The organism is Vibrio sp. TRT 21S02 (assembly GCF_050113675.1).
GTDB lineage: Bacteria > Pseudomonadota > Gammaproteobacteria > Enterobacterales > Vibrionaceae > Vibrio.
The window spans coordinates 395,483-409,199 of record NZ_JBNJOI010000003.1; the positions used below are offsets into that span (position 1 = coordinate 395,483).

The 13,717-nt window shown below is 43.0% G+C and carries 12 protein-coding genes; 4 read left to right on the plus strand and 8 right to left on the minus strand.

The features are described 5' to 3' along the window. The first annotated feature begins 223 nt into the window (after positions 1 to 223). Positions 224 to 718 carry a transcription/translation regulatory transformer protein RfaH gene (gene rfaH, locus ACQEXU_RS05850; RefSeq protein WP_427010047.1) on the plus strand — a complete coding sequence of 165 codons (495 nt, stop codon included), beginning with the start codon at positions 224 to 226 and terminating at the stop codon, positions 716 to 718. A 34-nt stretch (positions 719 to 752) separates the two neighbouring features. Here the strand turns inward: rfaH and asnB are convergent, their stop codons facing one another. From asnB to nagA, 4 genes are all read right to left on the minus strand, one after another. Then, a complete protein-coding gene (gene asnB / locus ACQEXU_RS05855) occupies positions 753 to 2,417 on the minus strand; it encodes an asparagine synthase B (RefSeq protein WP_427010048.1) in 1,665 nt (554 codons plus the stop codon). 220 nt (positions 2,418 to 2,637) lie between these two features. Then, a complete protein-coding gene (locus ACQEXU_RS05860; protein ID WP_427010049.1) occupies positions 2,638 to 4,227 on the minus strand; it encodes a cation:proton antiporter in 1,590 nt (529 codons plus the stop codon). 80 nt (positions 4,228 to 4,307) lie between these two features. Continuing rightward, positions 4,308 to 5,522 (minus strand): DNA-binding transcriptional regulator NagC, encoded by a 1,215-nt coding sequence (gene nagC, locus ACQEXU_RS05865; protein WP_427010050.1) that lies wholly within the window; start codon positions 5,520 to 5,522, stop codon positions 4,308 to 4,310. Between the two features lie 2 nt (positions 5,523 to 5,524). Further along, positions 5,525 to 6,661: an N-acetylglucosamine-6-phosphate deacetylase gene (gene nagA, locus ACQEXU_RS05870; RefSeq protein WP_427010051.1), complete on the minus strand. Its 1,137-nt coding sequence runs from the start codon at positions 6,659 to 6,661 to the stop codon at positions 5,525 to 5,527. A gap of 479 nt (positions 6,662 to 7,140) precedes the next feature. Between nagA and nagE the strand changes: the two genes are divergently transcribed. Both nagE and glnS read left to right on the plus strand, forming a co-directional pair. Then, positions 7,141 to 8,715, plus strand: a complete 1,575-nt coding sequence (gene nagE, locus ACQEXU_RS05875) for an N-acetylglucosamine-specific PTS transporter subunit IIBC (RefSeq protein ID WP_367987062.1) — start codon at positions 7,141 to 7,143, stop codon at positions 8,713 to 8,715. A 269-nt stretch (positions 8,716 to 8,984) separates the two neighbouring features. Then, positions 8,985 to 10,655, plus strand: a complete 1,671-nt coding sequence (glnS, locus tag ACQEXU_RS05880) for a glutamine--tRNA ligase (protein WP_367987061.1) — start codon at positions 8,985 to 8,987, stop codon at positions 10,653 to 10,655. Positions 10,656 to 10,775: 120 nt separating this feature from the next. On the opposite strand, the gene fcrX is transcribed toward glnS, so the two are convergent. Beyond that, entirely contained in the window at positions 10,776 to 11,225 is a 450-nt protein-coding gene (fcrX, locus tag ACQEXU_RS05885; protein WP_367987060.1) for a ferric iron uptake transcriptional regulator FcrX, read from the minus strand. 204 nt (positions 11,226 to 11,429) lie between these two features. Between fcrX and ACQEXU_RS05890 the strand changes: the two genes are divergently transcribed. Beyond that, positions 11,430 to 11,921 (plus strand): DUF4442 domain-containing protein, encoded by a 492-nt coding sequence (locus ACQEXU_RS05890; protein ID WP_367987059.1) that lies wholly within the window; start codon positions 11,430 to 11,432, stop codon positions 11,919 to 11,921. Positions 11,922 to 12,004: 83 nt separating this feature from the next. Here ACQEXU_RS05890 and fldA read toward each other — a convergent pair whose 3' ends face one another. The 3 genes from fldA to ACQEXU_RS05905 all read right to left on the minus strand — a co-directional run bounded on the left by fldA (position 12,005) and on the right by ACQEXU_RS05905 (position 13,681). Continuing rightward, entirely contained in the window at positions 12,005 to 12,538 is a 534-nt protein-coding gene (gene fldA, locus ACQEXU_RS05895) for a flavodoxin FldA (protein WP_038140110.1), read from the minus strand. A gap of 47 nt (positions 12,539 to 12,585) precedes the next feature. Then, a complete protein-coding gene (locus ACQEXU_RS05900) occupies positions 12,586 to 12,807 on the minus strand; it encodes a DUF2788 domain-containing protein (RefSeq protein ID WP_367987058.1) in 222 nt (73 codons plus the stop codon). 109 nt (positions 12,808 to 12,916) lie between these two features. Continuing rightward, a complete protein-coding gene (locus ACQEXU_RS05905; protein ID WP_367987057.1) occupies positions 12,917 to 13,681 on the minus strand; it encodes an alpha/beta fold hydrolase in 765 nt (254 codons plus the stop codon). Positions 13,682 to 13,717: the final 36 nt, after the last annotated feature.

Sequence of the window (13,717 nt, forward strand, 5' to 3'; positions counted from 1 at the left end):
TCATACAGTTTAGAGTGAAATTATCTAACCTTATGAATTTTAGCGATTTCTAAAAAAGAAAGTTATAAAAAGACGTGCTACAAACTAAGTTTCCATATTTATCGCAAGAATTGACGCAGAGTTGTCAAAGAGGCTGCTGGTTAGCTTCAGCTGTGGCTATCACAAAATTCCCAGTACGTTTTCCAGATGTTAGAATAGCGCAAACTTCCAAGCGATATCTGAAATGAAACAGTGGTATTTGCTTTACTGCAAGCGTGGTGAGCAACAAAGAGCTAAGCAGCATCTAGAAAACCAAGGGGTTGAGTGTTACTACCCTGAGGTGGACGTTGAGAAAATTCTCCGTGGTAAAAAACAGTTAAAGAAAGAACCACTTTTTCCTTCCTATATTTTTATTCGATTTGATTATCAACAAGGGCCATCATTTACAGCCGTACGCTCCACTCGAGGTGTGGTAGATTTTGTTCGTCAGGGCGCGCATCCTCATCAGTTGCAAGAAGGTTTGGTTGTTTCTCTCAAAGAAATGGAAAGCTATTGTTTGCAAGAGCCGTATAAAACGTTGCCTAAGAAAGGACAGCGCTTAAGAGTGACAAGCGGTCAATTTGCAGGTGTTGAGGCAATCTATCAAGAGCCTGATGGAGAGAGGCGTTCCATATTACTGGTGAAGATGAACACCCAAATAGTCCCAATAAGCTTAGATAATAAAGAGATTGATTTATAAGAAAAAAGCACTCCGAAGAGTGCTTTTTTTCTTATTAGTAAGCGTCGTTGTGGATGGTTTGAACCGCACGGCCTGATGGGTCGACACAGTTTTGGAAAGACTCATCCCATTCAATCGCTTTAGCAGATGAACATGCTACCGAAGGACCACCTGGAACACACTCTGCAGCTGATGGAAGTGGGAACAACTCTTCAAAGATCTCACGATATACGTAACCCTCTTTGGTTGTTGGCGTGTTGTATGGGAAGCGGAATGCTGCCGTTTCCATTTGCTGGTCGGTAACTTTAGCTTCAGCTACTTCTTTTAGCGTATCAATCCAGCTGTAGCCAACACCATCAGAAAACTGTTCTTTCTGGCGCCATGCGATTGCTTCTGGCAGGTAGTGTTCGAAACACTCACGTAGGATATGTTTCTCCATCTTGCCGTTGCCACACATCTTATCTTCTGGGTTTAGGCGCATTGCTACATCGATAAATTCTTTATCGAGGAAAGGTACACGACCTTCAACACCCCATGCCGCAAGCGATTTGTTTGCACGAGCACAGTCAAACATGTTCAGAGCAAGCAGTTTACGTACCGTTTCTTCGTGGAACTCTTTTGCGTTTGGCGCTTTGTGGAAGTATAGGTAACCGCCAAAGATTTCGTCTGCGCCTTCGCCTGAAAGTACCATCTTGATGCCCATCGCTTTGATCTTACGTCCCATTAGGAACATTGGGGTAGATGCACGAATCGTCGTTACATCATACGTTTCAATGTGGTAGATAACGTCACGAATCGCATCAAGACCTTCTTGAATGGTGTAGGTCATTTCGTGGTGAACGGTACCGATTTGGTCTGCGACTTCACGCGCGGCTTTTAAATCAGGGGCTCCTTCTAAACCTACTGCAAAGGAGTGGAGTTGTGGCCACCATGCCTCGGATTTTTCATCATCTTCAATACGCATTGCTGCAAAGCGTTTGGCAACCGCAGAGGTAATTGAAGAGTCCAAGCCACCAGAAAGTAACACGCCATATGGCACATCAGTCATCAGTTGACGCTTCACCGCCGCTTCTAGAGCTTCGGTCAATTCTTCTTTACTAGTGGAGTTACCTTGAACAGCAGCATACTCGTTCCAATCTCGGATGTAGTAGCGAACAGGGCCTGCATCTGTTGAACCATAGTAGCAGCCTGGGGGGAACTCACTTACTGTTTTGCATACAGGTACAAGGGCTTTCATTTCAGATGCTACGTAGTAGTTTCCGTGTTCGTCATAGCCTTGGTAAAGCGGGATGATACCGATGTGGTCACGGCTGACGAGATACTGATCTTTCTCTTCGTCGTAAAGAACAAAGGCAAAAATACCGTTGAGCTCTTCGAGTAGATCCGCGCCCATTTCTTGATAAAGGGCCAAAATAACTTCACAGTCGGAGTCCGTTTGGAAGTCGTATTTGCCTTCGTAGCGTGCTCGAATTTCTTTGTGGTTATAAATTTCACCGTTCACCGCTAAGATCAGCTTTTTATCTGGGCTATATAATGGTTGAGCGCCACTATTTAAACCAACAATTGCTAAACGTTCATGAGCCAGAATAGCTTTATCTGATGCGTAAATACCTGACCAATCTGGGCCTCGGTGACGAAGTTTCTTAGACATTTCTAACGCAATTGGGCGCAGCGCCGCAGCATCACTTTTAATGTCCAAGATTCCAAATACAGAACACATACAACTTCCTTTTAGATATTTTTTAAACTTGCTGTGTTCAATGTGCCATTCTGATTAAAAAAAGCAACAGTGTTTGATGATCAAAATTACAAAAATGGCTTTGAGTTAAAAAATATTTAATCAATAACAAGATATGAAAGATAAATTCTAATCATCGTTGCTTTTTTGTGCGATTGGGGAAAGGAGCGCAGCATTTAAGCTGCGCTTTTAAAGAAAAGTATCAGGTAACCTTGCTAAATTTAGGTTGAAGTTGGTCGCAAACGTGTCTGGCGAAACCACTCCCTGCTTCACTATAAATATTGAATGCAGCGTCTACTCCACCGTCGGTTAACGATTCAAGTTGATCAGGATACTCTGCGATGGCGGCAATTTGTCCTTGGAAATCACGTGCTTTTAACTGCTCTAGTGCAATTTGGTTTCCTTGGTGGTGAGGCATCGCCAATAAAACTAACTTTACGTTCGCCGTGTCGAGAATTCGTTCCCAGAAGTCAGGGTCCGTCGCATCGCCTAAGATCACGTTTCGCCCATGCATAATATGTTTGTGGGCCGCATCTTCTCTGACTTCAATACCAAGGCTGATTTTGCCGTAGCGAGCTCGCAGTTCATCATAAGCTCCGGTACCTATGCGGCCCATCCCTAGAATAAGAATTTGAGCATGACCAGGATTGATAAGCTGATCGCGTAGGTTCAGTTTTTCGGCAGCATGCTCTTTTAACCACTTTCCGGAACGTAAGTAAAGCTCATGTCCTTTGCGGTTAATTGGTGCGGCAATGATGAAGGAAATAGATACGGCAAGAGCGAGTGCGACCAGCGTATCGCCGCTAAGCCAACCCATTTTGAATGCTAATCCACCGACGATTAAACCAAATTCACTGAAGTTGAATAAACACAATGAAGCCAATAAAGAAGTACGAACTCGGAACTTGAAGCCATTTAGAACGAGGAAATAAAGGATGCCTTTAAGCGGTAGAAGTAATAAGAATAAGATCGCGACACCAAATCCTTCTAATGTTGGCTGTTCCGACAAGCCAATATTGAGAAAGAAGCAGACTAAAAAGAGCTCTTTTAGGTTGAATAAAGATTTCGATAGCTCAGATGCTTTGGTATGACCCGCGAGTAACATGCCAAGTACGAGTGCGCCGAGATCGGGTTTCATTCCTACAAGACTAAAGAGACCTGCACCAACAACTAATGCAAAGAAAATACCAAATAGGACAAGCATTTCACCATGTCCTACCCAATCAAGCAATTTATAAAAAGCAGGTCTCAAAGCGGGTAATGCAAATAAGGCGATGGCGTACCACTCGGGCAGTTTGCCAGTCGAGGCTGTGAGAAAGACAACCGCGAAAATATCTTGCATAACCAGAATGCCGATAGCAATGGTGCCATAAGTTGCATTCATTTCGCCTTTTTCTTGCAGTGATTTAACCGCGAATACCGTACTGGAAAAGGAGAGAGCAAAACCGAGTAGTAATAATTGCTCCAAACCAAGGTTTGCAAGAGAAGAAACACCCAAATACTTAAAAAGCATTAGAAGCAAACAAAATAAACCAGTCGAAAGTAAATTGTGGACGGTTGCTCCAGCCCAAATCTCTTTTGAAAGTAATGTTTTGATATCAAGCTTTAAGCCGATAGTGAAGAGTAATAGTGTGACCCCTAAATCCGCTAAAGTGATAATGGTATCGTTTGATTCGAATCCTGCTGCGTGTAGAGAAAAACCTGCGAGCAAGAAGCCAACTAAAGGGGGAAGGTTGCATTTTAAGGCAATAAATCCTGCAATAAATGCAGTTGTAATTAGAATTAGTTCCATTTTATTAGTGTCATTCCTACAAAAAAGGCTATGTTGAGCAACATAGCCTAATATTCTAACTCAATTAATTGCGTAAGGGCTTAGTCTTCGAGTAATTTTTGTAACAAAACGCCGTTCAGCATCGCACGTTTAATCATCGCGAAGGCTCCCATCGTCGGCTGTTTGTCTATTTCCGAAGCAACAATAGGTAAGCCACTGTGGAATGTTGTGAGTGATTGGTTTTCGACATTACGACGAATCGCAGGGAAAAGAACCTCTTTGCTGCGTGTAATATCACCTGCAATCACAATTTTTTGTGGGTTAAATAAGTTAATGGTAATCGCAATGGCTTTACCTAGTTTATTTCCAACTCGCACTAAGCTTTGTTTAGCCAGTTCATCACCTTGATTAGCATGTTCGCAGACATCATGGATATTAATACTTTCCAAGCTTGATAAACTTGATTCGTAACCTTGGCTGATTAGCTTTTTGCAACGTTCTACAATAGCTGGGTTTGCAGCAACCGTTTCTAAACAACCAAAGTTGCCGCATTGGCATTGCTCGCCTAATGGATCGATCTGGATGTGACCTATTTCACCGACGTTTCGGTTAAAGCCTAAAAATACTTGCCCATTTACGATAATACCAGCGCCAGTCCCTCGGTGGACACTCACCAATATTGAATCTTGGCTATCACGGCTAGCGCCAAAATAGTGCTCAGCAAGGGCCATACCACGAACATCATTCCCAACAAAACATTCCACGTGAAATATATCGCGAATGATGTCTGCTAAAGCAAGATTATTCACGGTAATGTTTGGCATGTATTCGACTACCCCTGTTTCAGGGTTTACGAGGCCAGGCAATGCAACACCAATAGCAATAAGTTGATTGAGTGCAGATTGCTGAGATTGAATGAAGGATTTGAGGTGGCTGGTTAAGCCATCTAGAAGTTCGTCTTCTGTGGCATAGAAAAATTCATGATATTCAGAAGCGAGCTCTTTGCCACCTAAGTTGTACAGGCTAAATTGGATGTAGTCACGGCCTAATCGTACCGCGACAGAGTGAAAAGGTTCAACCTCTGTTGTCAGAGAAATAGCGCGTCTACCTCCGGTAGACGCTTGTTGCGCGACCTCTTTGATTAGGCCGCGCTCAAGAAGTTGGCGGGTAATTTTTGTAACACTTGCTGGTGCAAGCTGACTGACATCTGCCACTTGAATCCTAGAAATAGGTCCCTGTTGATCGATGAGTCGATATACTGCTGCACTATTTAGCTGCTTTACTAAATCTACGTTACCTATTTGTCCGCCATTCATTCTTATTTTTGCTCGTATTGTCCGTTAACAACAGTCGCTTTGACGTTGAAGTCACGGTCAAATACAGTCAGGTTGGCAACCATGCCTTTCTTAACTCGGCCTAGTTTGCTGTCAACTCCGATTGCTTTTGCAGGGTATAGCGTTGCCATACGCAGTGCTTCGTCTAAAGCGATACCGACGTGCTCGACTGTGTTTTGTACTGCTTCAATCATAGTCAGTGCTGAGCCGCCTAGTGTGCCATTTTCATCAACACACTTACCATCACGGTAATATACTTTCTTACCTACAAAAATAAAGTAATCCATGTTAGCGCCTGCAGGAGCTGTGGCATCGGTCACTAATACTAATTTCTCACCTTTAATTTTGTGAGCAATACGGATGTTTGCGTAATCCACATGGAACCCGTCGGCGATGATACCTGCGTATACGTCTGGAGTATCATAAATTGCGCCAACAACACCAGGTTCACGACCAACCATCGGTGTCATAGCATTGAATAGGTGAGTAGCAAATGTAATACCTGCATCGAAGCCATGACGAGCTTCTGCATATGTCGCATTAGTATGGCCAATCGAAACAACAATACCCGCCGCTTTTAGACGTTCAATGTGAGCTGGTTCGTTGTGTTCTGGAGCTAGGGTTACTTTTGCGATTAGGTCTGCGTTTTCACACATGAAATCGATCATGCTGTCATCGGAAGGACGAATGTAATCAACGCTGTGGATGCCTTTTTTAGCGACGTTGAGATATGGACCTTCAAGGTGCAAACCTAGTGATTGGTTTTGGTACTTTGCGTGGTAGTCACGTGCAGCAGCAACCGCTTGGCGCATATCTTCATCAGAAGAGGTGATAAGCGTTGGTAAGAAGCTTGTACAACCTGACTTTAGGTTAGCTTCGTGCATGATTTGCATCGTTTCCGCTGTGATCTCATCGTTTAGCATGACACCACCACAACCGTTAAGCTGTAGGTCGATAAAACCAGGGCTTAGGTTTGCGCCGTCTAGGTCACGAGTTTCAATGCCTGTAGGAAGCTCAGATACTGGGCAAACATTTTCAATGATGTCGTTGTTAACGATCACAGCATGGTCAACGAGGACATCGCTGCCAGTATAGATTTTACAATTAGTTAGCGCATACATGGTTAGCTAATCCTTCTCAGTAGAGTTCTTAATATCTTTGATATAGCAAGTTGAAATTAGCGGCATTAATTAACTTAATTTGAGCGCTTCAATTTCATCACAAAATATCTTTAGCAAACGATCACAAATTCTATACCAGATCTAGTTCAAAACTCTGTCTCGGTGTTGTGACAAAGTGGTTTATATGGATACCTATCTATCACTGCAGCCCTTTCATATAGGCTTTTTTAATGAACTTGTTTCGTTAGAGAATACCTTGAATTCAATCCACAGATATTCATTTTTTTGTATTGTAAAATAAGTTTTATGATCTCGCTAGCAAAAACCTTACTCTTGCCGGGTTTCTGGTGATTATGATCACAAATGATGAGGTTTTAATTTGCGGGGCAAAATTAATGACATAAACTGACCGTGACTAAATTGAGCAACCAAAAAAAGTGGCTCAACCAAATACAAAAATCCTATAGGGGGAACTTAAGGTGAATATTCTTGGATATGCGCAAAAGTTAGGTAAAGCTCTTATGCTACCTATCGCAACGCTTCCAGTTGCGGCGCTTTTACTACGTTTAGGTCAAGGCGACCTGTTAGATATCCCATTCATGGCGCAAGCTGGTGGTGCTATCTTTGGTCAACTACCTCTTCTATTCGGTCTAGGTATCGCGATTGGTCTTTCTAAAGACGGTCAAGGTGCTGCTGGCCTAGCTGGTGCAGTTGCATACTTCGTACTGACAGCAACAGCAACAACAATCAACGCTGACGTTAACATGTCATTCTTCGGTGGTATCATCGCTGGTATCATTGCTGGTCACTCTTACAACGCTTTCCATGCTACACGTCTTCCTGAGTGGTTGGCATTCTTCTCTGGCAAACGTCTAGTACCAATCATGGCTGGTCTATTCGCGCTAGTAGCGGGTGCGGTTTCTGGTGTTGTATGGCCAACTATCCAAGGTGGTCTTGACGCTCTAGCACACGCTGTTTCTACTTCAGGTGCAATTGGTCAGTTTGTTTACGGTACTCTTAACCGTGCACTTATCCCTGTAGGTCTTCACCACGTTCTTAACTCTTACTTCTGGTTCGGTATGGGTACGTGTCAAGAAGTTCTAGTTACTGGTGCGCAAGCGGCTGGTCAGGCGCTTCCTGCTCTACAACAGCTTTGTGTAGACCCAGCTCTAGCTAAGACTCTTGTTGCTGGTCAATCACACACATTCGAATTCGCTAACTCTGTAACTCCAGAAATCACAGCAACTGTTAAAGAAGTAACTGAAACAGTTAAATCTGGTGACCTACACCGTTACTTCGGCGGCGACAAATCTGCTGGTGTATTCATGAACGGTTTCTTCCCTGTAATGATGTTCGGTCTACCTGGTGCAGCTCTAGCAATGTACCTAGCAGCTCCAGCTGAAAAACGTAGCCAAGTTGGTGGTGCACTATTCTCAGTAGGTTTCTGTTCATTCCTAACGGGTATCACAGAGCCACTAGAATTCATGTTCGTATTCCTAGCTCCAGCTCTATACGCAATGCACGCTGTATTCACTGGTCTATCTCTAGTAGTTGCTAACATGTTTGGTACGCTACACGGCTTTGGTTTCTCTGCTGGTCTAATCGACTTCGTACTGAACTGGGGTCTAGCTACTAAGCCAGTTGTTCTACTACTAATCGGTCTAGGTTTTGGTGCTCTATACTTCTTCACTTTCACGTTCGCTATCCGCGCATTCAACCTGAAATCACCAGGTCGTGAAGATGATGATGAAGCTTCTGAAGGCGCACCAGCTGGTGAAGCTAAAAATGGTGACCTAGCTCGTCAATACCTAAAAGCTCTAGGTGGTCACGATAACCTAACGTCAATCGACGCTTGTATTACTCGTCTACGTCTTACTCTAAAAGACCGCTCTGTAGCTGACGAAGTTGTACTTAAGAAGCTTGGTGCGAAGGGTGTCGTTAAACTAGGTGAGAACAACCTTCAAGTTATCCTTGGTCCTCTAGCTGAAATCGTTGCTGGTGAAATGAAAGCAATCGGTGCTAACGAAGACCTATCAGATGTAAAACTTCCTTAATAACGACTTGTTAATAAGTGAATGATGAAAGCCTCCTTTGGGAGGCTTTCTTGTTTCTGCTGTCTTGATAAATTGATTCGATGAAAAGCTGACCATTGTTTTAGTTATCAGACAGAGAAATCAGCCATTATTTGCGAATTAGCGCTCAGTTGTAGTTGTGTAATGGGTAAGAATTGTGGATCATTAGACGTTATATGCTTTGAGCTTCTATACATGGCTTAAAGCGCACGATTTCTCTGAACAATACTACAACAATTGAGGTGCTATAGATGAGTGAAGCTGAAGCTCGTCCATCGAATTTCATTCGCCAAATCATTGATAAAGATTTAGCGGATGGTACACACACAAGCGTGCATACCCGTTTTCCGCCAGAGCCTAACGGTTATCTGCATATCGGTCACGCTAAGTCAATTTGCTTGAACTTCGGTATTGCTCAGGACTACCAGGGCCAGTGTAATCTACGTTTTGATGACACGAACCCAGAAAAAGAAGACGTTGAATACGTTGAGTCAATTAAGAATGATGTGAGCTGGTTAGGCTTTAAGTGGAGTGGGGATGTATGTTATTCATCAAACTACTTCGACAAGCTATACGGCTACGCAGTGGAATTAATTAACAAAGGCTTAGCGTACGTTGAAGAGCTAAGTCCTGAGCAGATCCGCGAGTACCGAGGTACTCTGACTCAACCTGGTAAGCCAAGCCCGTACCGTGACCGCACGCCTGAAGAGAACCTAGCGTTATTTGAAAAAATGCGTGATGGTGGCTTTGAAGAAGGTAAAGCGTGTTTACGCGCGAAGATTGACCTTGCGTCTTCTTTCATCGTACTGCGCGATCCAGTTCTTTACCGTGTTCGTTTTGCAGAGCATCACCAAACGGGCGACAAATGGTGCATTTACCCAATGTACGATTTCACGCACTGTATTTCTGATGCGTTAGAGGGCATTACGCACTCTATCTGTACGCTTGAATTCCAAGACAACCGTCGTCTATACGACTGGGTGCTAGACAACATCACGATTGATTGTCAGCCTCGTCAGTACGAGTTCAGCCGTCTGAACCTAGAGTACACGGTAATGTCTAAGCGTAAGCTAAACCAGCTTGTGACAGAGAAACTGGTTGATGGTTGGGACGACCCGCGTATGCCAACGATTTCTGGCCTACGTCGTCGCGGCTTCACACCGGCATCGATTCGTGAGTTCTGTAAGCGTATTGGTGTAACTAAGCAAGACAACATGATTGAAATGGGCTCACTAGAGTCTTGTATTCGTGATGACTTAAACGAAAACGCACCGCGTGCAATGGCTGTTCTTGATCCTGTTAAGATTGTGATTGAAAACTTCGATGCTGATAAAGTGGAAACTCTGACCGTTGCTAACCACCCGAACAAGCCTGAAATGGGTGAGCGTGAAGTACCATTTACGCGTGAAGTGTGGATTGAGCGTGAAGATTTCCGTGAAGAAGCGAACAAGAAGTACAAGCGTTTAGTGCTTGGTAAAGAAGTTCGTCTACGTGGTGCTTATGTGATCAAAGCTGAGCGTATTGAGAAAGATGCTGAAGGTAATATCACTACTATCTTCTGTACTTATGATGACGAAACGCTAGGTAAGAACCCAGCAGACGGCCGTAAAGTAAAAGGTGTAATCCATTGGGTATCAGCGGATAAAGGCTTACCAGCAGAAATTCGTTTGTACGATCGTCTATTTACGGTAGCAAACCCAGCAGCGGCAGATAATTTTGCAGAGACACTGAATCCAGACTCGCTTGTTAAGCTAAACGGTTTTGTTGAACCAAGCCTAGCGAAAGCTGAAGCGGAGAAAGGTTTCCAGTTTGAGCGTATGGGTTACTTCTGTGCGGATGCTAAAGATTCAAAACCAGAAGCATTAGTGTTCAACCGTACTGTAGGCTTGCGAGATACTTGGGCTAAAATCGAAGCTAAGTAGTCAACCGCTCTAAATAAAAAAGCCAGTCTTGATGACTGGCTTTTTTGTATTTGCTTTGATTGTTTGGGTATAAAAAACGCCAGCTGAGGCTGGCGCTTGATTGCTAATATTGAGATTAGACTACTTCTTGGATTTGTGCGCGTTTGGATCGTCTTTGCAGCTACCGTCACCACATTTACCATAAAGGTATAAGCTGTGGTTGGTTAGTGTCACATTGTATTGTGCTGCGATTTCTTTTTGTCGTTGCTCAATAACGTCATCTGAAAATTCGATCACTTCACCACAATCTAAACATACAAGGTGATCGTGGTGATGCTGTGTTGAAAGTTCAAATACGGATTTACCACCTTCAAAGTGGTGGCGTGTAACAATTCCTGCATCGTCGAACTGGTTCAAAACACGGTAAACGGTAGCCAGACCAATTTCTTCGCCGAGATCGATCAGCTTTTTATACAATTCTTCAGCACTGATATGTTGGCAATCAGGGTGCTGCAATACTTCTAAAATCTTAAGTCTAGGTAGGGTAACTTTAAGACCAGCATCCTTAAGCGCTTGGTTATTATCTGACATATACTTTCCTGTTGATGATCTGCAGCTATTTAACAGAATTCAATATTCCCATCATTATAGGGCACTATCAGATAACAATAAACCACGAACTTCAAAGGGTTACTAGACTTTTTTTGTAAAGTCGTGTGATGTCACTGATATATCTCGTCTGACCAGTTACAATTATGTAACAACTCTTATTGATAATCTAGTGAGAATACAAGGATGGATGGATTCATTTCAAGGATTTATAAGCCGAGTATTGTAAAGTTTGCACTGAATAGCTGGCCGCCATTTTGGGGAGCAGGTATTAAAATATTATCCATCAGTGATGACTTTCGAGAAGTTAAAATGAAGTTGAAATTGCGCTGGTGGAATAAGAATGCAAACCGAACTCAGTATGGTGGCAGCATTTTTTCCCTTACCGATCCTGTCTATTCACTGATGTTGATGGGGATTCTAGGGGAGCAATATTTTGTATGGGATAAAGAAGCGAGTATCAATTTTATTAAGCCCGGTCAGAGTGACCTTTTTGCTGACTTTTGTGTGGGTGAGGCTCAATTGCAGGAGTTGCTGAATAAGACCGCAAATGGAGACAAGTGTTTTCCTGAATTTATCACTTACGTAAAGGATAAAAACGGTACGGTAGTGTCTGAAGTCCAACGAAAGCTTTATGTACGCAAAAAACCAAAATACCGAGAAGAGAGTGAGAAGTAACTAATTTTGAGTGATAAAGGTATTAAATCAGATACAAAAAAACCTCCCAATGGGAGGTTTTTAAATTGGCTTGGTAGAAGGAATTAGTCTTCTAGTTCCGCTAAGCACATCTCTTCGTGGATTTGCTTACACCAGTTGTTAACGCGTTCTTCAGTTAGCTCTGGTTGGCGATCTTCATCGATACACAAGCCAACAAATAGACTATCGTCGCCTTCAACAAGACCTTTTGAAGCTTCAAATTCGTAGCCTTCGGTTGAAGTGTAGCCTAGGATAGTACCGCCTTTTGCTTCAACGATATCTCGAACTGTTCCCATCGCATCACAGAAGTATTCCGCGTAGTCTTCCTGATCACCGCAACCAAAAATTGCAACCAGCTTGGTAGAGAAGTCGATTTGTTCAAGTTCTGGGAAAAAGTCGTCCCAGTCACATTGGGCTTCACCGTAATACCAAGTAGGGATGCCTAATAATAGTAGATCAAAGTTATCAATGTCTTCTTTGCTACTTTTTGCAATATCTTGAACGTGAACCAGTTGTTTACCTAGTTGCTTTTGAATCATCTTTGCAACAGCTTCAGTGTTACCTGTGTCACTACCAAAGAAGATACCTACACTTGCCATAGATTCGTTACCTTTAACATTGTGATTTGTTAGCTTTTCGGGATAGCTTAACCTAATCCGGTGCCTTCCCAGCTGATTTGGATTATACCTTTCGCAATAAAACCCGCGCAGCCCAGAAATAAGACAAGCCACACAATACGACGCCCGAATGGCGGAACGTTCCCCGCTTTAAGTACATCTTTTATTGCCATACCAATGAGGAAAAAAATAGCAGCAAAAAGCAGGTCGAGTCCAATAGACTCGAGGACATTCATATAGTCGTAAAGCATGGGATCCCTTTATGCCAATTTACTTGCGCGCACTATACCATTGTTAACATCTAAAGTTAATGAATGTGGTGTAGATACTTCTTATTCTCGTCAAAACTCGTTTAGAAGCTTAAGTGAAAAACTTTGTGATCGCCCTTAGTACTTCTGCTGGTTTTTCTGCGTGAAGCCAATGACCAGTATTTGAGATCACATGCGCCTTTGCATTAACAAATTGTTTTTTTACCAACGGCTGATGTTCAGCAGTCAAGTAATCAGACTCTCCGCCTTTAATAAAGAGGGTGGGGACTTTGACTGGTGGAACTGTCTCCCAATCAAGAATATCCCAATAGTTCTTTTGTAAACTGTCGACATTGAAACGCCAACTAAAATGATCATGGTTCTTATATAAGGATTTACCGAGGAACTGTCTTACACCTTCCATTTCGATGTGTTGGGCTAAGATCTCTAACGCCTCTTTTCGGTGAGCAGGTTGGGCTTGTTGAACTGCTTTTAGCCCTTGAATAACGTTATCATGTCTTGCAACGTGATAAGCGACTGGCGCCATATCTAATACCACCAACTTATCGACCATGTGTTGAGCCATGGCAGTGACTTTCATTGCCACTTTTCCACCCATAGAGTGGCCGATAATAGAACATTGTTGGATGTTTAGATGTTGCAATAGCGAGAGAACATCTTCCGCTTGCTGCTGATATGTGTGACTGTCAGAGTGGAAAGAAAGCCCGTGATTGCGCAAATCAATGCTAAGTACTTGAAAGCGTTTTTTTAATTCACGCGCCAAAAGCCCTAGATTGTCTAGATTGCCAAATAGACCATGGATCAATACGACGGTGTGACCCTCACCTTCAAGTTTATAGTTGAGAAGCTGCGACATTTTATCTTATTAGTGACTGGTTTATCGTAGAGTATC